This window comes from Persicobacter sp. CCB-QB2 (assembly GCF_001274635.1).
Lineage (GTDB): Bacteria > Bacteroidota > Bacteroidia > Cytophagales > Cyclobacteriaceae > Persicobacter > Persicobacter diffluens.
The window spans coordinates 2,869,154-2,888,930 of the sequence record NZ_LBGV01000001.1; the positions used below are offsets into that span (position 1 = coordinate 2,869,154).

18 protein-coding genes and 1 pseudogene are annotated in these 19,777 nt (G+C 42.1%); 12 read left to right on the forward strand and 7 right to left on the reverse strand.

The features are described from left to right. Positions 1–260: 260 nt before the first annotated feature. Positions 261–725, reverse strand: a complete 465-nt coding sequence (locus NG22_RS12680) for a Dps family protein (RefSeq protein ID WP_053406948.1) — start codon at positions 723–725, stop codon at positions 261–263. A gap of 441 nt (positions 726–1,166) precedes the next feature. Between NG22_RS12680 and NG22_RS12685 the strand changes: the two genes are divergently transcribed. From NG22_RS12685 to NG22_RS12695, 3 genes are all read left to right on the forward strand, one after another. Then, positions 1,167–2,378 (forward strand): hypothetical protein, encoded by a 1,212-nt coding sequence (locus tag NG22_RS12685; protein ID WP_053406065.1) that lies wholly within the window; start codon positions 1,167–1,169, stop codon positions 2,376–2,378. Positions 2,379–2,432: 54 nt separating this feature from the next. After that, the gene (locus NG22_RS12690) at positions 2,433–3,350 is read left to right on the forward strand and encodes a PfkB family carbohydrate kinase (RefSeq protein ID WP_053406066.1); all 918 of its coding nucleotides are present in this window, start codon (positions 2,433–2,435) and stop codon (positions 3,348–3,350) included. A gap of 105 nt (positions 3,351–3,455) precedes the next feature. Next, a complete protein-coding gene (locus tag NG22_RS12695; RefSeq protein ID WP_053406067.1) occupies positions 3,456–3,938 on the forward strand; it encodes a hypothetical protein in 483 nt (160 codons plus the stop codon). A 140-nt stretch (positions 3,939–4,078) separates the two neighbouring features. Here the strand turns inward: NG22_RS12695 and prmC are convergent, their stop codons facing one another. Continuing rightward, the gene (prmC, locus tag NG22_RS12700) at positions 4,079–4,939 is read right to left on the reverse strand and encodes a peptide chain release factor N(5)-glutamine methyltransferase (RefSeq protein WP_072159297.1); all 861 of its coding nucleotides are present in this window, start codon (positions 4,937–4,939) and stop codon (positions 4,079–4,081) included. Positions 4,940–5,165: 226 nt separating this feature from the next. Here prmC and NG22_RS12705 point away from each other — a divergent pair, with 226 nt between their 5' ends. Further along, the gene (locus NG22_RS12705; protein ID WP_053406068.1) at positions 5,166–5,624 is read left to right on the forward strand and encodes a hypothetical protein; all 459 of its coding nucleotides are present in this window, start codon (positions 5,166–5,168) and stop codon (positions 5,622–5,624) included. Between the two features lie 342 nt (positions 5,625–5,966). Here the strand turns inward: NG22_RS12705 and NG22_RS12710 are convergent, their stop codons facing one another. Together NG22_RS12710 and NG22_RS12715 are read right to left on the reverse strand one after the other, a co-directional pair. Continuing rightward, positions 5,967–7,133 carry an IS91 family transposase gene (locus tag NG22_RS12710; protein ID WP_053406069.1) on the reverse strand — a complete coding sequence of 389 codons (1,167 nt, stop codon included), beginning with the start codon at positions 7,131–7,133 and terminating at the stop codon, positions 5,967–5,969. Then, on the reverse strand, positions 7,133–8,029 hold the full coding sequence (locus NG22_RS12715; RefSeq protein ID WP_216597627.1) for a tyrosine-type recombinase/integrase: 897 nt from the start codon (positions 8,027–8,029) through the stop codon (positions 7,133–7,135). The genes NG22_RS12710 and NG22_RS12715 overlap by 1 nt, the downstream gene beginning before the upstream one ends. A gap of 52 nt (positions 8,030–8,081) precedes the next feature. Here NG22_RS12715 and NG22_RS18055 point away from each other — a divergent pair, with 52 nt between their 5' ends. The 3 genes from NG22_RS18055 (at position 8,082) to NG22_RS12730 (ending at position 10,447) form a co-directional block, all read left to right on the forward strand. Further along, positions 8,082–8,246 carry a hypothetical protein gene (locus NG22_RS18055; RefSeq protein WP_216597628.1) on the forward strand — a complete coding sequence of 55 codons (165 nt, stop codon included), beginning with the start codon at positions 8,082–8,084 and terminating at the stop codon, positions 8,244–8,246. Positions 8,247–8,341: 95 nt separating this feature from the next. Continuing rightward, positions 8,342–9,142, forward strand: coding sequence for a DUF2807 domain-containing protein (locus NG22_RS12720; RefSeq protein WP_053406070.1), 801 nt, complete (start codon positions 8,342–8,344; stop codon positions 9,140–9,142). Between the two features lie 501 nt (positions 9,143–9,643). After that, the gene (locus NG22_RS12730; RefSeq protein WP_053406072.1) at positions 9,644–10,447 is read left to right on the forward strand and encodes a DUF2807 domain-containing protein; all 804 of its coding nucleotides are present in this window, start codon (positions 9,644–9,646) and stop codon (positions 10,445–10,447) included. A gap of 256 nt (positions 10,448–10,703) precedes the next feature. Here the strand turns inward: NG22_RS12730 and NG22_RS12735 are convergent, their stop codons facing one another. After that, positions 10,704–11,258, reverse strand: a complete 555-nt coding sequence (locus NG22_RS12735; protein WP_053406073.1) for an acyl-CoA thioesterase — start codon at positions 11,256–11,258, stop codon at positions 10,704–10,706. A gap of 184 nt (positions 11,259–11,442) precedes the next feature. Here NG22_RS12735 and ribD point away from each other — a divergent pair, with 184 nt between their 5' ends. The 5 genes and pseudogenes from ribD to NG22_RS12760 all read left to right on the forward strand — a co-directional run bounded on the left by ribD (position 11,443) and on the right by NG22_RS12760 (position 17,890). Beyond that, positions 11,443–12,483, forward strand: coding sequence for a bifunctional diaminohydroxyphosphoribosylaminopyrimidine deaminase/5-amino-6-(5-phosphoribosylamino)uracil reductase RibD (ribD, locus tag NG22_RS12740; RefSeq protein WP_053406074.1), 1,041 nt, complete (start codon positions 11,443–11,445; stop codon positions 12,481–12,483). A gap of 10 nt (positions 12,484–12,493) precedes the next feature. Next, complete coding sequence (locus NG22_RS12745) at positions 12,494–12,976, forward strand: GAF domain-containing protein (protein ID WP_053406075.1); 483 nt, start codon at positions 12,494–12,496, stop codon at positions 12,974–12,976. 276 nt (positions 12,977–13,252) lie between these two features. Next, positions 13,253–14,397, forward strand: a pseudogene (locus NG22_RS12750) (arginine deiminase family protein). 235 nt (positions 14,398–14,632) lie between these two features. Then, positions 14,633–17,101, forward strand: coding sequence for a TonB-dependent receptor (locus tag NG22_RS12755; protein ID WP_053406076.1), 2,469 nt, complete (start codon positions 14,633–14,635; stop codon positions 17,099–17,101). A gap of 459 nt (positions 17,102–17,560) precedes the next feature. Next, positions 17,561–17,890, forward strand: a complete 330-nt coding sequence (locus NG22_RS12760; RefSeq protein WP_053406077.1) for an MGMT family protein — start codon at positions 17,561–17,563, stop codon at positions 17,888–17,890. A gap of 38 nt (positions 17,891–17,928) precedes the next feature. Here the strand turns inward: NG22_RS12760 and NG22_RS12765 are convergent, their stop codons facing one another. Then, positions 17,929–18,813 (reverse strand): DUF6048 family protein, encoded by an 885-nt coding sequence (locus NG22_RS12765; RefSeq protein WP_157601070.1) that lies wholly within the window; start codon positions 18,811–18,813, stop codon positions 17,929–17,931. After that, positions 18,785–19,315, reverse strand: coding sequence for a hypothetical protein (locus NG22_RS12770; RefSeq protein ID WP_053406079.1), 531 nt, complete (start codon positions 19,313–19,315; stop codon positions 18,785–18,787). The genes NG22_RS12765 and NG22_RS12770 overlap by 29 nt, the downstream gene beginning before the upstream one ends. Positions 19,316–19,777 lie beyond the last annotated feature (462 nt).

A 19,777-nucleotide genomic window follows, 5' to 3' on the forward strand; every position in this document is an offset into this window, starting at 1 on the left:
TATTAATGTTTTAGGATTTAAAAGATTTCAAATTAAACCCCAAATTATGGGGGTGCTCAGCGAAAATCAATTTTAAAGAAGGGAATTAAACATTGCTTTTCCTTATCCTAATATTAGTTTTAATGATAGTAACCAAAAACGATCTTTAATGATCAAAAGCCAATTCGACTCCCTGCATTTTGTCTAAAAAAAACATTATAAAAAAAAAGAGGAAAACGAAATTATCGCTTTCCTCTTTTGACATTATTTGAAAGGATCAATTATCCCAAATAAGCATTCAGCATCCAGGCTGTTTTTTCCTGACCAGAAATATAATCTCCTACTAAAGTAGATGTACCTTCATCATCAGCCTCCCCTGCCAATTCCAAAATAGCACGCTCTTTAGAGATCAGGGTTTGAATATTTTTCAGGGTAATACTTACCGTATTCTCCGCATCAAAAACATCCACAGCAGGCTCTATTTCGGCTTTCGCCAAATAATCACCAAAGGAATGGATCGGCGTAGCACCTAAAGTAAGGATACGCTCAGCAATCTCATCAATTTGCTCCTGCGCCTCGGTATACAGCTCTTCAAATTTCGCATGCAATTCAAAAAACTGCGGGCCTTTAATGTTCCAATGGAACCCACGCAGATTCTGATAATATAATTGATAATTGGCCAACAAATCGTTTAAAGCAAGGGCTAATTCGTCTGATTTGGCTTGGTCTAATCCGATAAAATTCATAATGATATTTTTTATTGTTTGTCTGTTATTTACTTCTATGATGATGCAAATGTAGTCCCGCCACATTCCTTCATCAAATCATAAAATCCAATGTCGAAATCATTGAAACCGATAAGCGATAAGGCTAAGTTTTATCCCAAAAATGAAACCCCGCCCTAACAGGCTTACGCTCAATAAATCGTCATTTTTCAGATTAAAAATTCCCACTATTTCTATTAAAAAAGACTAATGATTGTCATGTTTTAAACTGATTCTAATTCAGGCACACCTAAACGTCTCTATGAAAATATTTTAACTATATAAACCATTTCCCACTAATCCTGCCCTTTTCTGTGCGGTAGATTGCCCGCTTTTCGGGGCAATCGTTTTTTAAGCACCCATTTTGTGCTAACTTTGGTTCTTGCGCAAATTTTTCGGTAGAATCTCAGGTTCAGCTATATTATGCAATTAATTGAAGTAAATAATTCGGCATTGGAGAAAGCATTCATTGACTTTCCCCATCCGCTATATAAAGATTATCCTAATTACATCCGTCCCCTGGACAAGGACATCGCGGCTGTTTTTGATCCTAAGAAAAATAAGTTTTACCAGCATGGGGAGGCCATCCGCTGGATGCTTAAGGATGAAAAGGGAAAATATATTGGTCGGGTAGCTGCTTTTTACAGCTCCACCACCATGAATAAAGACAATGACCAGCCCACAGGTGGCATGGGCTTTTTTGAGTGCATCAATGATCAGGAGGCCGCTTTCAAATTGTTTGATGCCTGCAAAGACTGGTTAACGGATAAAGGGTTGGAGGCCATGGATGGCCCGATTAATTTCGGGGAGCGGGATAAATGGTGGGGCCTACTGGTAGAAGGGCATGACCGTACGGCCAATTATGAAAACAACTACCATCCGGAGTATTATCAGGCATTATTTGAAAATTACGGTTTCAAAATCTATTTCAAACAGTATACTTTTGGCCGCTATACTTTCGACCCGCTTTCGGATTTGATTCACCGCAGGGCCGAAAAAATCCTGAATACGGAAGGATACCGATTCGAGACGATCGACAAAAAGAATCTGGACAAATACACCCGCGATTTCACCAAAGTATACAATGATGCCTGGCAAAATTTTGAGGGGGTTGCGTCCTTATCTTATGAGCAGGCTAAAAGTCTGATGGAACAAATGAAACCCATCATGGACGAGCGACTGATCTTTTTTGGTTATTATTTCGATGAGCCGGTTGCTTTTTATATCAACCTGCCGGAAGTGAATCAGATTTTCCGCCATATGAATGGCAAGTGGAATATCTGGCAGATGATAAAATTCAAATACCTTCAAATGAGAGGCGTCTCCAAGCGTGTAATGGGGATGGTATTTGGGGTCGCTACGGCTCACCAGGGAAAAGGGGTGGAATCTGCACTGATCATTGAAGCTGGAAAGAATGTCATCAACCCTGATGTGCACAATTATTCCGAGCTGGAGATGAACTGGATTGGGGATTTCAATCCGGCCATGATGCATTTGGCTAAAAACCTCGGCACTAAAATCGTAAAGACGCACCACACTTATCGCCTGATGTTTGACCCGAATAAGGAGGTGACGCGTCACCCAAGGTTGGGCTTCAAAAAGAAAGCGGCAGCAGTGACTGAAGATGCAAAATAATCGTTCTAAATTCAGTACGACATCCTATAGAAAGTATAAAAATATATATAAACCATGAGCTTATTATCCATTGGAACGGTGGCTTTTGATGCCATTGAAACCCCTTTCGGAAAAACTGATAAAATTGTTGGTGGATCCTGCACTTATATTGCCTTGGCAGCTTCCTACTTTATAAAAGAAGCCAACAACATTGTGGCAGTGGTGGGAGATGATTTCGGGAACGACAATATCGCAGACCTGAACCGCCACGGTATTGATACCGAAGGCTTACAGATTAAAGATGGCGAGAAATCCTTCTTTTGGGCCGGCCGCTACCATAACGATATGAACAGCCGCGATACCCTGACCACGGAATTGAACGTACTGGAAAACTTTGATCCGGTCATTCCGGAGAGTTATCAGGATTGTCAGTATTTAATGTTGGGTAACCTGACGCCTGCAATTCAAATTGAGACCATCAAGCGTCTGAAGAACCGTCCGAAATTCATTGCCATGGATACCATGAACCTGTGGATGGACATTGCGATGGATGATTTGAAAAAGGCACTGACGATGATTGATATGTTGATCATCAATGATGAAGAAGCCCGCCAGCTGTCCGGTGATTACTCTTTGGTACGTGCGGCTCAAAAAATTCAAGAGATGGGCCCTAAGTATTTGGTGATTAAGAAAGGAGAGCACGGTGCATTGCTTTTCGGTGAAGGCCGTACTTTCTTTGCGCCAGCCTTACCTTTAGAGGAAGTTTTCGACCCTACCGGAGCGGGTGATACTTTTGCTGGAGGATTGATGGGATATTTGGCAAAGTCAGACAATGTAACTTTTGACAACCTTAAAAGAGGAATTATTTTCGGTTCAGCGATGGCTTCTTTTACGGTAGAGAAATTTGGTCCGGAAAGATTGAAGGATTTGGATGAAGCTACGGTAAATGCCCGTGTGCAGGAGTTTGTGAACTTATCGCAGTTTGAGCTATAAGCTTAAAATTTCACAATGTGAAAAGCCGGTTCCGATCAGGATCCGGCTTTTTTGATTGAGGAAGACGGAGATAAAAAAACAGGAATATTTGATTAGCTTTGCGCTATGATTGAAAAAATTGAGGCGATTGAGGATCAGTTGAATAAAATTGGTCCGAAAGGGTATAAAACTTTGTATGAGGAAATTCGACAGGAACAGCCTTTATTGAGTGCTTTCTTTTTGGGTTTTAAAATGGATGGATACGGCAACTACCTCCAGGGAGCATTGCTCAGGGGCATTTTTGCGGTCTATCTGTATTATAAAGAGGAGGCGTTTTTTCAAAAGAAACTGGGCTATGCCGCTTTTAAGGAAATGCGGGATGAGCAATTACATTTCCTGGAATTTATGGAAAGCCAGCCCATGATGATATCAAAAGAGGACCTGACCGGCAAAATGGTGAAAGCCCTGGAGGACCAGCAGCTGTTTTCTTATATCATCCGTGGATTTGAAACTTCTCAGGCCTTTAATGGCTTACCACCCGAAGAGAAGGGGACCATTGCACTGGAATTTAAAGTATTGCTGGAATTGATTCAGCAACAGAAGAAATAATAAGTCAGGGGAATAACCGCCCGTTCCACCTATTAAAGCCTAATTATTGGTATTGACTTTGAATTAATATTTGACAATAGCGATGAATAGTTCAACTTATACCGAAAAAAGCCCGAAGTAATGAAAACTTCGGGCTTTTTTTATCGCTCTGCGCGCACGATGCGATCTTTTCCATTCAGGTCCCTCACAATCCGAACCTCTTCAAATCCTTTTTCCTCCAGCATGGCTTTAGTCTCTTTTCCATAAGCCTCATTGATCTCGAAATACAGCTTCCCGCCATCATTCAAATGATCCATGGCCAAATCAGCTATACGCTTATAGAATAATAAGGGTGCATCATCCGGCACAAAAAGCGCCAGATGCGGATCATATTTCAAAACATTTTCATGCATATCCGCTTTTTCTCTTTCGCAGATATAGGGCGGATTACTCACGATCACATCAAAAGTCTGCTGGAAGGGCAGGGCATCTTTCAGCACATCCATCTGCTCGAATTCCACGGCAGCATCCAGATAAACCGCATTTCTTCGGGCTACGAACAAGGCCTTTTCTGAAATATCCACCGCAAAAGCATCACAATGTGGCATTTCTAGGTCAAGCGTTATCGGAATACAGCCGGTTCCAGTCCCAATGTCCAGTACATTGAACAAGTCGCCCTGGTTCTCTTCCAAAATCAATTGCACCAACTCCTCCGTCTCCGGCCGAGGAACCAAAGTTTCAGGAGTCACAATGAATTTACGATTGAAAAAAGGCGCAACGCCCGTGACATGCTGTAAAGGCACCTGCTTTTTCAGTTGCTCCACCGCATCCCATAATTCATCCCATTCTTCTTCCACTAATTCCAATGGCGCGTCCGTCAACACGGCCGTTCTGTCAATCTCAAACAAATCTTCCAACAAACCATAGGCTACACTCTCTGCTTCGCGTTCTCCTAATGCCTCCAAAAGGGCCTTGGTAATATATTGTTTAAGGGCCTTAGCCCCTTTTAATCCTTTATCCATACGACCGCAATTTACGAAAATTCCAACCAATTCATGGCTTCTTTCACGCATAGCACTGCGTACAAAAAAACCACTACCCGTGATTTTTGCATCAAAAAAGATACAAATTAACCCTTATCCCTCTTTAGCGTTAAAAATTGGGGTCGAAAATGATACGTTCGTCATTTTGTTTAATCATTAATCTAATAAAATCGTTAAATAATAATAAATAAAAACTATTACGCAGATGGCCTCCTACGAATCACCCGGACTAAGTTTCACATTATCTAAAAGGGATCAATTGGCGACTGTTTCTTTTCGGGATGTCATTGAAGAGGCCGAATTCCATTACTTAAAAGAACAAATCGCTCCTTTCATCCAACAAAGCAAATGCTGCAAGTTCATTCTCGATTTAAGTCAGCTCACCCTCCCAACCTTCAAATTTTTCCATAAATCCATAGAAGAATTCCTATTTCATACCACTCGTCATTTTTGGTGTTGTAAAGTAGTAGTAGTGACCGGTGCCAGAATGGATCAAATAAGTGCCTTTAACTTATGGATGCTCCAAATAGAAAACCTGGCCACTAATATGAATACCGACACCCTGGTCAGAATGCCGAGCGCCGACTATTGGAATCAAAAATGCGTCATGAAGTGTCAACAAAAAGGTTTGGCAGGCATCACCTTTAAACTTCCCTCCAAATAGCATGTTTAATAATAAATGATTAAATTCTATTTACTTAAAAGCATCACTAATAAATAGGAATACGAGCGGTCTGCAAGACCCAGCGAATATTCCCGGTTGAACTACACCCCTGAGCGCATGGAGTCCCCGATCTGATACTATGTGTTTTGCGGCAAGTTTATCGATGTTTTCTTTATCCCTCAGTCTTTTTTACAAAAATTTGAAGCTGAAAATCATCAAATATTGACTTTTCAAAAGGTGATTCTCTTGGTTATTTTCCGATTTTCAACTGAATCTCCGAGGTTTAGGGTGTTCGGTTCCAGGCCACATGAAAATGCGGCTTTTTTTCGTGCTTGTACAAAATTATTGCAGGGCCTTGTAGAACAAGGTGCTGATGGCAATGGCAGGAGAACGAATTTTCGGAAGCTCCCGAACTACCACCATTTTGCCATGCTCACAATGCGGACACTTTTTGAAATCCTTACCTGCGATGCGATGGATCACTGCCGTTGCAGTTTCATTGCTCCGCTGAATTTCCTTTTCGACCGGACGTCTCTCTGGCTGAAATTGCAGTTTTAAATTGCGTTTGGTGGTCGGGTTATAAATTCCATAATACCGGATTTTGACAAAATTCCTCGGTAGAATATGCTGACAAAATCTTCTGAGGAATTCAACCCCAGTGATCGTAATGGTCTTTTTTTGACCACCTGTCCGATAGTTTTTAGCAATGAAAGAGACATGGGTTTGGGTAATTTTCAGAATGCGCTGGTTACTAATCGCTACCCGGTGCGTATATTGCCCGAGGTAACGAATGACATGCTCCGCATTGGCCATGGCAGGCTCACAATATACCACCCATTTTTTTTCATAAGCTTCTTCAATGTTCTCCTCAAAATCGGTTAACAGCTGATTTTTCCGTAAACGCCGTTTGAGCAAATCCAGAAATTTCCCTTTAAAAACACCACTTAACTGATGCACCGGATAAAGAAATTTTTGATGATCGCCCAGCTTTTTCCAGCGGCCTTTCAAGTCATAACCCGCTGCAGGCACCAGGCAATGCAGGTGAGGATGCAGCGATAAATTTTGTCCCCATGAATGCAAAACACAGACCGCCCCCGTTTCCGCACCGAAATGTGTATAGCCGAAGGTTTTTAAGGTGCTCCAGCAAGCATCGAAAAGTGCACTGTAATACAGTTTTCGATCATAAAGACAAAGTCGGTTGAGCACATGAGGCACAGTAAACACCAAATGATAATGCCTGACCGGAAGGGTTTTCGATATCAGTTTTTCGATCCATAAAGCCTGCTTGGAAGCCAGGCATTTGGGGCAATGACGGTTACCACAACTATTATAACTGTAGCGGACGGTATGGCAACAGTCACATCGTTCTTCATGCCCACCCAATGTGGCAGTCCGGCAGTTAAGCAAATCATTGAGCACCCTGAGCTGTTCAGCGGTAGGCTTTTCCTGCTCACAATATTGCTTCCCGAATTGTCGAATGACATCCGCAATTTCGAAGGCCGGTCGCATTATCTCCGTCCATATAGGGTGTCCAATGGACTATGAGGGGTTAGCTTTTCGCATTGCGCCACATGTAAATAAATCATCGTGGTGCCGATTTCAGAGTGCCCAAGCAGGTCTTTTACCGTAACGATATTTAATCCATCTTCCAGTAAATGGGTCGCATAACTATGCCGAAGTGAATGTAGATTAACCTTCTTTTTGATTTGGGTTTTCTTCAATGCTTCCCGCATTACCCATGACAAGCCACGGACACTGTATTGACCGCCATCTTTTCCATTAAAAAGCCAAATGTGAGGATGTTCCGCTGAAAGATATTTTTTTAAACCAACAACCATCACTTCTGAAAGTGGGACAATGCGGTCCTTCTTGTACTTTGACTGCCGGATATGAATCGTTTTTCGCTCCAAATCAACATCACCCAATTTAAGGTTGATCACCTCCTGCCCCCTTAGGCCAGCAGAATAAATTAGCGTGAGAACGATGCGCTGTTTGAGTAAAAACGGTGCGGCAAAAAGCTCCTTTAATTCTGAGCGATTTAAAATGACCGGCAATTTGGTATCCCCCTTTAGGGAAGGTAGGGCGATGGCATTTTTATTCATCCCCAACAATCGGAAATAGTAGCGCAAGCCATAAACCATATGCTTAAAGCTACTTCGAGAGGGTGATTTCGGGTCACGGGCCAAAGCCACCAGATATTCATTGATCTCGTCCTCACTGATTTTCTCCGGTAACTGTTTAAAATGAAGCACAAACAGCGCCACCCGCCTGATGTAATTGTTCAGTGTGCTTTCACTTTGACCGCGTAAGCTGACCTGAGAAGCCATTTTCTTACATACATTTGCAAATTCCGGAACAGCAATGATAGCCTGCTCAACGATGGTTAATCCTTTCTTTTTTCTCATCTTTTTTTTGTTTAGGTGAAAATTGTGAAAGGTTTAATTTATAAAAATCGGTATGATCACTATCTTTAGTGATGATGAGCTATCCCGAAGGGATTTAGTTCAACACTTTCTAACAAAAATGACCCTGCTTCTTGTCGCAATCGCCTTTATTACGCCCTTTATAGCCGGAGGGATCATTCTTTGGTACATCATGAGTGGAGAAAAGAAAACCAAATAACCCCTGCTGTTTTAGCCTTCTCCTAAAAATACCCTTCAGATAAACACAAAAATCAAAATCATGACTAGTTTTGGGATTAATTATTTACATCCCAAATGAAAAATAATACTTCAAGCCCTAAGCTGGCATTCCTTTTATTGCTCATTAGTATCGGCTTTTTTTCTTGTAATGATTCTGATGTACAGGAAAGAGTGCTATTGCCCTTCTCTCAAATCAGTACTTATAATGATGTCAGGATTCATTTGGTCAACGGCCCTCACCGGATTGATATCCTCGGGGAAGGATCAATTTCCGCTGTTAAATGGGAACAAAATGGTTCACATCTGCACCTGAAGGAAATCAATGGATTGAATCCGGAATACAACATCGTTCAAATTTCCACCCCTTCTCTGGAAAGTATTTGTTTGAAAAATTCGAGTCAAATTTATATCCCGGAAGAATTTTTCACTTCAAAAACTTTAGACCTTCAAATCCTGGATGCCGGCAGATTAGAAACCAATGATCGTTTCATTGTGGACTCGCTAATTACTATAGAAGCCAGAAATGCTGCCCGCATCTATATTCATGAGCTCTCTGCCCATCTTGCTGAATTTGATATTCACGATGGAAGTCGGGTAGATGTTGGTGGGCAGGTGAATGCGCTGGTGGATCTCCGGGTACGGAATGGCGCCCGTTTTCATTTGGATGGGGACGACCATTGGTTTTTAAATAATCCGCTTTCTGCCCCAAAATTTCAAATTCATCTAACTGATGGGGGGAACGCATGGGTGCATGCTACCGACACTTTGCAGGCTTTGGTGAAGAATGGGAGTCATTTGTATTACAAATCTTTTGAAGGCCATCTCCACATCGAAAAGCAGGACGGAGGAAATGCGACCATTAAGGACGAACACTAAAAAATAAGGCATTTCCGTTAATGGAGCTTAAAATTAGGATCCAGGCACCATTACTATTCTACCAAAATAATCCTAATCAATGCGATAATACTTAGAATTATTCAAATGAAAAAGGCTTTTAAACAAGCGCCTAAAAAGTAAATTTTAGCCACTTTTTTATAAATTGGCACCTTAACAAAAGCGATTATCCCTAATTATTCACCGCTGGACTTTGAGAAGCGAGCCAACAAACTCATTTTCAATCCACGGCGATTGACATTACCGATTTTTAAATCGCCCAAACTGGGTTAAGCTTGCTTGCCATTCATCTGCTTTGTTGGAAAAAACTCGAAACAGGAAAAATTCCTTCATTTTCCGCCTGGCAGCTAAACGAGGGTTTGAGCATGAAAAATCCGGTTTGAATACGCTACCTACTCAAGGCTCCTATAAAAAAGGAAAATACAGCCCACATCAATCCGCTGTAAACACCTCCTCAGTATTTCCTAAACTAAATTATTCATAATGGAAAAACTTAGATTTTCCCTTTTATCAGGACTATTATTCGCATTGGTTGCGTTTTCATCTTGTAAAAAAGATGACCCCAAACCTCATTCTCTAACCAAAGAACTTTCCGCTTTCAGCAAAGTCATTATTGGTCAGGATTTAAATGTAGAATTTCGCATTGGAAGTGATAGCCGTGCTGAACTTCGGGGCTTCGGAAATTTAGAGGAAGTCACCTTTCTTTATAATGATGACCAATTGACGATCTCCACTCCGGAAAAAACGTCCATTTCACAGTTGACCATCTACCTTTACACCAACAATGTTAATGAGAAAATAGAACTAGAAGCCAAAAGTCAGGCAAAAGTTCGTTTCCCTGATGGCTTCACTACCTATGAGGACATTAAGCTGATCGCCAAAGACCAAGCGGAAGTCAGCTCTCATGGCGTTTTTGCCTCCAGAAATATTTCCATTTATGGAAGTGGCACCGGCTCGAAAATTTTTATGGATAATATTATCCCGCAAACCACCACGATCGATCTTAAGGGACAAGCCATTTGTAACTTGAATGGACGAAGCCCGAAAAAAGTTCAGGTAAAAGCAGCCGGAAGCTCAAGTCTGAATATGGTGGAAAACCCCTTCCAGCCTTTAGCATCTGAGCATTATGAACTGGACCTATCCGATGGGGCAAAAGTTTGGGTGAATGCCAGTGTAAAAATCAGTGGTAAAATGACGGGTGGTGCAGAATTATTCTACAAACCCCTGAATCCTGACTTTTCAGATTTAGAAAGGGAAGACGGCAACCGGGTTGAAGAAAAGCACTAAGTGCCTATTTATAAATGCCTATTTAAAGGAAAAGCGATGAGACCAACTCATCGCTTTTTTTTCCAGAATGATGCCATTATAGCGTCTATTTTTCAGACTATTGCAGGTGATTTTGCTGATTTTTTTAGCCCGGATTTGGGTAAACTTTCGTTCTCCTCCTCCGCCTGCAACTTTTGCAAAAACTCACAACAGAGAATTATTCCTTCATTTCTACCTCCATAAAGCTCAAAGAGATTTCCAGCAGGCGTCATTTCGCTTATAACTCCATTTTTACATTATACTGCTTCAGGGCTTCCAGGTATTCCTCAGATTGAAAATCTTCATCCTGATGTTCATGAAATTCATGCCTTTTATTGGTGGTAAACTCTACCTGTTTGGCTGCCCTCAGAAATCGTCGAATGCCATCGCGATCTTTAATCACCAAGCCGGGCACCTTGTGCGGTTGCCCTCCCTCCTCCTTTGCCACCATTGTAAAATAGGAGGAGTTACAATGCTTCGTTTTTCCGGTTTTAATATCTTCTGCCTCCACTCGAATACCCACAATCATGGAGGTATTGCCCACATAATTGACCTGTGCCTTCATTGAAACCAGTTCTCCTACCTCAATAGGGTTTAAAAACTCTACTCTTTCCACGGCGGCAGTCACACAATAACAGGCCGAATGCTTGGAGGCCACGGTAAAAGCCACCTGGTCCATTAAAGCCAGAATGTGCCCTCCATGGATTTTCCCACTAAAATTGGCATTAGAGGGTAGCATCAATTGTTTGATTTCAACCCTTGAATCTTCAACGGTTTTGTACTGATTGTTCATTGGTTTTAGTTTTCTTATACCATCAATGTCGTTTATCGGGTAAATAAATTGAACACAATGGCTTAAATTTTATGGGTGTAGATGAAAAATAACAGATAACTCCCTAACTTCAGCTCTATTTCAAACAATTGTCTGAAATAAAACAGAATTATTAAAAAACATATTTATTCTCTACTAATTGCTTATGTGCCCTTCTCCGCGATCAGAAGACCAAAAGTTCATGTTACGCGCCATCCAGTTGGCCGAAAACGGTTTGGGAGCTACTTACCCTAATCCAACGGTGGGTTGTGTTATTGTTCACCAGGGAAAAATTATTGGAGAAGGCTGGCACCAGCGGGCAGGTGAAGCGCATGCCGAAGTGAATGCAGTCGCCTCGGTAAAAGATCCCTCGCTCTTGAAAGAAAGTACGGCCTATGTTACGCTGGAGCCTTGCAGCCATTTTGGAAAAACGCCTCCCTGTGCTGATCTGCTGATCAAACATCAACTTAGGAGAGTAGTAGTGGCCGCAACAGACACCAATCCACAGGTAGCCGGCACTGGCCTGAATAAAATCCAAAAAGCGGGGATAATAGTAGAGACCGGAGTATGCGAAGCAGAAGCCAGAGAAATGAACCGCCGCTTTTTCACCTTTATGGAGAAAAAAAGACCCTATGTAGTTTTGAAATGGGCACAAACGGCCGATGGATTTGTGGCCAGGGAAAATTTTGACTCCAAATGGATCAGTAATATCTGGTCTCGTACCCTGGTACACAAGTGGCGAACCGAAGAACAAGCCATCATGGTGGGGAAAAATACGGCTCATTACGATAATCCCAGCCTGAATGCTCGCATGTGGACCGGAAATGATCCTGTGAGAATAGTCATTGACCGCCATTTAACCCTTGATTCCGGATTGAACCTTTTTCGGGGAAAACAGCCCACCATCTGCTATAATCTGACAAAATCAGATACTAAGGGAAATACCACTTATGTGGCGATCAAGGAAGATAACTTCCTGAAAGCCGTCTTCGATGATTTATACCAAAGAAAAATACTGTCTGTTTTCATTGAGGGTGGAGCTGGTTTATTAAAAGAAATCCTGGAGGCTGAACTATGGGACGAAGCCCGCATTTTTAAAAGCCAAACAATCTTTGGAACGGGCATCTCCGCTCCAGAAATCAGTGGATTTTGTCAGGAAAAACACCTTGTAAATGAAGATAATTTAGAAATTTGGCGCTCAAAATAAATCGAACATTATGGCTGAATCATTAATCATCGACCAAGAGGCGGATAAAGCCGCTCAATACCAACAACTGCTTCCCCAAATTGAAGCCCTGATCAGTTATGAAGAAGACCTGATCGCCAATCTGAGCAATATTGCCGGAGCGCTAAAGCAGGCAATGGATTTCTTTTGGGTAGGATTTTACATCGTAAAGGGAGAACAATTGGTACTTGGCCCTTACCAGGGACCTATTGCCTGTACGCGTATTGCTAAGGGTAGAGGGGTTTGTGGAACGGCCTGGGCGGAGGGCAAAACCCAATTGGTAGCGGATGTGGAACAATTCCCGGGACATATTGCCTGTTCCTCGGACAGTAAATCAGAGATTGTGGTCCCCTTAATCGTAGCCGGAACCGTCAAAATGATACTGGATGTCGACAGTAATCACTTAAATGATTTTGATGCCACTGATCAAAAATATTTGGAGAAATTAATGGATATTTTAGCTAAGCAACTATAAATCAACCCTCCAAAAATATCCCAAAAAAGAAATCAACGCAAAGCTTTCTATGATCAGCGCATAAATGCTATTTTAGTACGCTTTATTTTAAACTTTCTGGATTTGACCATTATACTTTCATTCACCTACAAATGATTTAATTAAACTTAATCCAGAAATACTCAAACATTAGGCTTAATGCCAAACGAATAAATAATTGTTATGGAGCTTAAATTGCAATCCGAATTTGGAGTACTCAATGGAGTGATCATGCACCGTCCGGGTTTTGAGCTGGAAATGCTAACCCCTGACAACATTGGTGAATTCCTTTTTGAGGACGTGCCATATCTGGAGCAAATCCAGCGTGAACATGATGAATTCCGTGCATTAGTACGATTAAATACCGAAGCCAAGGTTTTCCGTCTTGAAGGCCTTCTTCAGGAGGTATTAAAAGATGAAAAATTAAGGCTGGACGCTTACCGCAAAGCCCTTGCGGCGAAAGGATACCAGCATGTAGCAGAAGACTTATTATCCCGTTTATCCCTGGCGGAAGCCACTACCGCACTTACTGCGGGAATTCGGATGAAGCATTTGCGCAGAAAATACAACCCAAAATCCCTGCAGGACCTGGGAGATCTTGACTTCTTGATCACTCCGAACCCGAACAGCTATTTCATGCGGGATCCGGCGGCAGTGATTCAGTCCGGTGTTATTTCCAGTCATATGAAATATCCGGGTCGACAGCGCGAGTCCGATATCATGCAGCTGATTTTTGAGCACCACCCTGAATTCAAAAACAATTATATCAATGCCTACCCACATGATGGCAGCCCGGAAACCGGCTGTATTGAAGGGGGGATGTCATTGTATTGTCAAACAAAGCGCTGGCCATTGGCAATTCTGAACGCACAGATCCAAAAGCCATTAAGGCCGTGGCCAAACATGTGATTGCCAATAGCGAGGTAGAGCGCGTATACGAAGTACACCTGCCGGCACGTCGTAATTTCATGCACCTGGACACCGTGTTTACCATGATTGATGAAAATTTAGTCGTGACATATCCGGATGCCATGGACATGAACCTGACCACCTACATTTACCGTCAAAAAGGCGTAGATGCCAATGGAGAAGTTATTCTGGAAGAAGAAGTGGTGAATAAATCCATCATTGATTTATTGAAGCTGGAAATTCCTTATCTGGAAGTGATTGGTACAGCACAAGGCTATCCGGAATATGCCTCCAGAGAACAATGGTACGATGGCGCCAATGTTTTTGCCATCGGACCACGAAGAGTGATTGCCTATGATCGCAATAAGTACACCAACCGCGCCTTAATCGAAGCCGGAGTGGAGGTATTGGAAATTCGATCATCTGAACTTTCCAGAGGCTTGGGAGGCCCCAGATGTATGACCATGCCACTAGAGCGACAATCCTTGAAATAAAACGAAAAGGATCAAAAACAAAAGGCCTTCCTCTTTCGGGGAAGGCCTTTTTTTGTTGAATAATCAGCTAAAAAAACTCAACAAAACCAATCAAATAATTAAACAAAATGCCATAATAAAGGATTTTTATATAGATTTTTACTCCAAAATGTTAAACAAAAGTTGCAACTATCGTACTAATGAGTAACATTTGTTGCTAACATAATTAAACGAACAGAACCTAACACTCCATTCAATGAAAAATAGCATTCTTTGCTTGTTCTTTATTTTCATAGGGCAGGTGGCCCTAGCGCAAAATGGCATCATAAGAGGTGAAGTTATCAATAAACTTACCAACGAAAGTATTCCTTTCGCTAACGTAGTCGTTCAGGGATCCACTACCGGCGTGGTCACTGATGTTAATGGTAAATTTGAATTCACGGGCCTGCAACCCGGCCTTTATAACTTAGAGGTGAGCTATGTTGGCTTTAGCCCACGGACACTTTTTGAAATTGAAGTTACTAATGCCCGTCCGGCCATCGTGAAGTTTGAATTAGAAGAAGATGCCACCCAATTAGAAGGAGTGGAAGTGGTCGCCAAAGGCTTCGAAAGAAAAATGGAATCTCCACTTTCTATGAGAACGATTGGAACGAATGAAATTAAAAGAAATCCCGGAGGTAACCGTGACATTTCCAAAGTGGTGCAATCTTTACCCGGGGTGGCTTCCTCAGCCTCTTTTAGAAATGATATTCTGATTCGTGGTGGAGCTCCCTCCGAAAACCGTTTCTATCTGGATGGAATTGAGATTCCGAATATCAACCACTTTGCGACACAAGGCGCTTCCGGTGGTCCGGTGGGGATCATCAATGTAGATTTCATTCGCGAAGTAGAATTTTACAGTGGTGCTTTTCCGGCCAACAGAGGAAATGCCCTGAGTTCCGTATTTGAATTCGAGCAAAAAGACGGTCGTGACGATCATCTCACTTTTAATGGTATTGTAGGGGCCAGTGATCTGGGAATCACCCTGGAAGGTCCACTTTCGGAAAAAACCACATTCATCGCCAGTGCCCGAAGGTCATATTTACAATTCTTATTTCAGGTTTTGGGCCTGCCTTTTCTTCCGACTTATAATGACTACCAATTCAAGCTAAAACACAAATTCAACCAAAAAAATCAACTTACTTTGGTGAGTCTGGGTTCTTTGGATGATTTCTCCCTGAATGCGGATGCGCTTTCTGACAGTACCTCTGAGGATTTCAGACAAAATGAATACATCTATAATAACATTCCGATTCAGGATCAGTGGTCTTATGCCATTGGCGCCAAATATGAGCATTTCCACAAAAACGGGGTGTTGACTGCAGTAATGAGTAGAAACATGCTCAAAAATACCTCCTACAAGCATCAGGATAATGATGAAAGTAAACCCAAGACACTGGACTATCAGTCCTCCGAAGCGGAGAATAAAATCAGAATTGAGGATTATCGCAAAGTAAACGGCTGGGCTTTCAACTATGGCGTAGGGACGGAATTTGCGAAATATACCAACCGAAGCCAATTTTTAACTTATTCTGCGGCAGATGATCAGCTGATACCGATTAACTACTCCAGTGATCTGGATATGCAGAAATGGAATGTTTTTGGACAGGTGACCAAAGGTTTTTTTGATGAACGATTAAGCCTTTCACTTGGGGTGCGGGCGGATGCCAATAATTATTCAGATGATATGAATAATATGCTGGATCAATTATCACCACGGTTCTCTGCTTCCTATGCCATGACGCCAAAGCTGAGTGTGAATTTCAATACCGGTATTTATTATCAGCTGCCTTCCTATACCACTCTTGGCTATCGCGACGAAAATGGCACCTTGGTAAACCAGCAGAATGATTTGAAATATATTCGCTCTGAGCACTTGGTAGGTGGATTGGAATACCGCATCGATGAGAAGAATTTACGCTTTACAGCGGAAGGATTTTATAAAAAATACAGCAATTCTCCCTTCTCTATTCGTAACCAGGTAGCCCTGGCCAATCTGGGCGCAGATTTTGGTGTAATCGGAGATGAACCGGTTACTTCCACAGCGAAAGGTAGATCTTATGGATTTGAGTTTTTGGCCCAACAGAAATTTTACAAGGGCTTTTACGGATTGCTGGCTTATACCTGGGTGCGATCTGAATATACAGATGCCAATAATCAGTTTATTCCTTCTTCCTGGGACAGCCGCAATATTGTGAGTTTAACCGCCGGTAAAAAGCTGAAGCGCAATTGGGAAATTGGTACCCGTTGGTTGTATTCCGGAGGAACGCCCTTTACCCCATATAATGTAGAGGCTTCAATGAAGAGAGATTACTGGTTGGTGAACCGGGTGGGAATACGGGACTTTGAAAACCAACTGAACAGCCAGCGGAATGGAAACTTCCACCAGCTGGATTTGAGAATTGATAAGAAGTATTACTTCGATAACTGGAGTTTGAATTTCTTTATCGACATTCAGAACCTGTATAACTTCAGTCAGGATGCTCAACCCAACTTAACGGCTGCTCAGGATGCCAATGGCAATCTGCTACGCGATCCTAATGATTTTGGAAACGACATCCCCAATCCCATTAACCCGGGAGAGACTATTCCGGATCCGAATAATCCGGGCAGTTTCCTGCCTGACTATATTCCTTCCACTAATGGAAATATTCTGCCGACTATTGGAATTATTATCGAGATATAGCCTTTAAACAGTGCTATTCACCGCTAAATTTATCCCACGATTATCCATGCTATACTCCTCGTTTAGCTGTAAGGCGAGAAAAATGAAAGAATAGTTTTCTATTTCGAGTTTTTCCCACGAAACAGATGAATGAGGAGAGCAAGCTTGCCCAAATTTGGGCTATTAAAAAATCAGTCGACACGAATGTACCATACTGATAATTAGTTGATTAAAGCGAGTCTCTGAATCTGGCGGTGAATAATTCGGATTATGGCCCCAAATCAAAACACTTACATTCAGTTTATTTCAATTTGGGTTAAACTTGCTATCTACTCATCCACCTGCTTTTAAGAAAAAGGATGATTTATTTAAATTAATTCAAACCCGTATATATCCAATAATTGGAGGAGCCTGTAACCCCGGGCTCCTTTTTTTATTGGAAGGACGATCAGAGTTGCCAGCATTAAGCTATCTTTAAGCATGAAAAATGACTTTTTTGAACAGGTGTACGAAGTTGTCAAGCTGATTCCTGCGGGCAGAGTAAGCAGTTATGGTGCCATTGCGGCCTATTTGGGTGCCAAACGGTCGGCACGCGTGGTGGGCTGGGCCATGAACAATGCGCATGGGTTGCCGGAGGTACCTGCGCACCGGGTGGTGAACAGAAACGGCTTATTGAGTGGTAAAATGCATTTTAATCCACCGGAAGCGATGGAAGAAAGACTCGCTAATGAAGGAATCGAAGTGAAGGAGGACCAAATTGTGAACTTCAAAGCCCATTTTTGGGATCCCGCCAAAGAATTAGCCCTATAAAAAAACCGCACTGAATCATCAGGCGGTTATGAAATCTCTTAATTCTTAGGAATTCGTTCTTTATACCTCACTGGCATTATCGGGATTCTCCAGGCTAAAAACAGATCCAATCCCATGGAGGTGCCATTCGCAAAGCCGTAACCGGAAATATATCGGACCGGGACTTCATAATTATTATCAAAATCACCCAGCACGCGATAGCGGAAGGTAAAGCCCATCAACAGGTTTTTCCAAATGGCGGTCTCTGAAGTGATGTCCACCTCCCACCAATTGGCCGACAGGTTATTTCTGGCAAAATCCACTTCATAATCATCAAAAATCTCTCCGGTGATTCGCGCCGTTCCGGAATCCGAAAAAGTACTGTTGCCAATACGCCCACCAATACGAAGGGAACTGTTTTGCTTCACGGGAATTTTTAAATCTCCCCCAAACCGATAATACTGTCCATTAACCTGGTAATTGTCCACATTTTTGTAGGCAGAACCATTAAAGGTGATGTCTTGTGTTCCGAATTCTGCCACGGCCACAAAATATTCGAATAGGGTCAATCCCGCCCAGGCTTCTGCCATTAGGCCATTTCTGCTGGAAAATCCTTCTATGGGGTCAGAATAGTTTACGGCAATTTCCAGATTAGATAAAGGCGGCAATATTTTTTTAGGCAGGGAGTCCTTTTTGGCCTTCTCTAATTCCCTTCTTTCCTTCCTGGAGAGGGTCTTAAACTCATCGGACCGATCCAGAATGGGAATATCAATCAAAACCATAGGAGTCGTTCGGACAGTGTCCCGAATGTAAAGACTTCTGTCAAAGGTTGGTTTTGCCGGTTCATTTTCTTCCTCCAGCTCTTGTGCCATGGCAAAAAAGGGCAGGAAGAGAAAGCTTACACAAAAAATGAATTTAGTTAAGTATAAAAACAATGTTGACATTGGTGTTTTCGCTTATACAATCTGCAGATTCATCATTACAAATTACCTCAAAGGACCGAACTTTATCATTTCCGTTCGAAGGCTCTCCCTCAGGTTTTACGTTAGTGGCCACTACTCTCACAATATTGCGTGGATCCAGCGTCTCCGTTAAATCATAGGTCAATTCAAAATCAAATTCAATGGGCTGCAACTCTACCTCACCCCGCTTCTTAATGACCTCCAACCGGTACTTGGCTCGTGGAGTATTCATGTCCAATGGCAAATTCATGGTCGTAACTGAATCCTCTATCCCGAATTCATCACTCAAACTGCCATCTTCCAGTATCCCATAAGCTGTGGCCATCAATCGAACAGAGGGAGTTCCCTCTTGATTCTCAAAAAAATTCAACACCACATAGGGATTGGTTTGCTCTGGTCCGCAGTCCGAACAGGTATCACAGCTGGAGAGTCCCAAAAAGGTCATACCGACCATTAAAAGAAAAAAGAAAATGCTTTTTTTCATAGTTATGCGCTTGCAACAAACAAAGGTACACAAAAGCATTCGGGGATCAATAGTGGGTAAAGATTTCTAATCCTAATTATTCACCCCTATTATCACTTACCGATTCATTGGATTAATTGAATGTCGCCTTCCTTGATTGGACTGGTGTTTAAATGGCTCCTGGGAGGAGGTATTCTTGCTATTAATTCATCTGCGGTGTTGGGATGAGCCGTGTTGCTTTCAGAGCCTCTGCAGCTTATTCCTTTCTATTACTAAAAGCTGATAAAACCTCAATAGTAAAATTCGCTGCTATTTCCTGTCTTTTCATGTTCATTTATTCTGAATAGAGGCGTCTAGACCCATTCGTGAAAATTCGGGCCATTCGTGGCTAAAAAAAAGCAAGGCTGTGATCAATTTTGGAAAGTCATTGACCAAGGCCAAATTGTTGCTGTTTAAGGTTTTCTATTATAAATATAGCCCCTC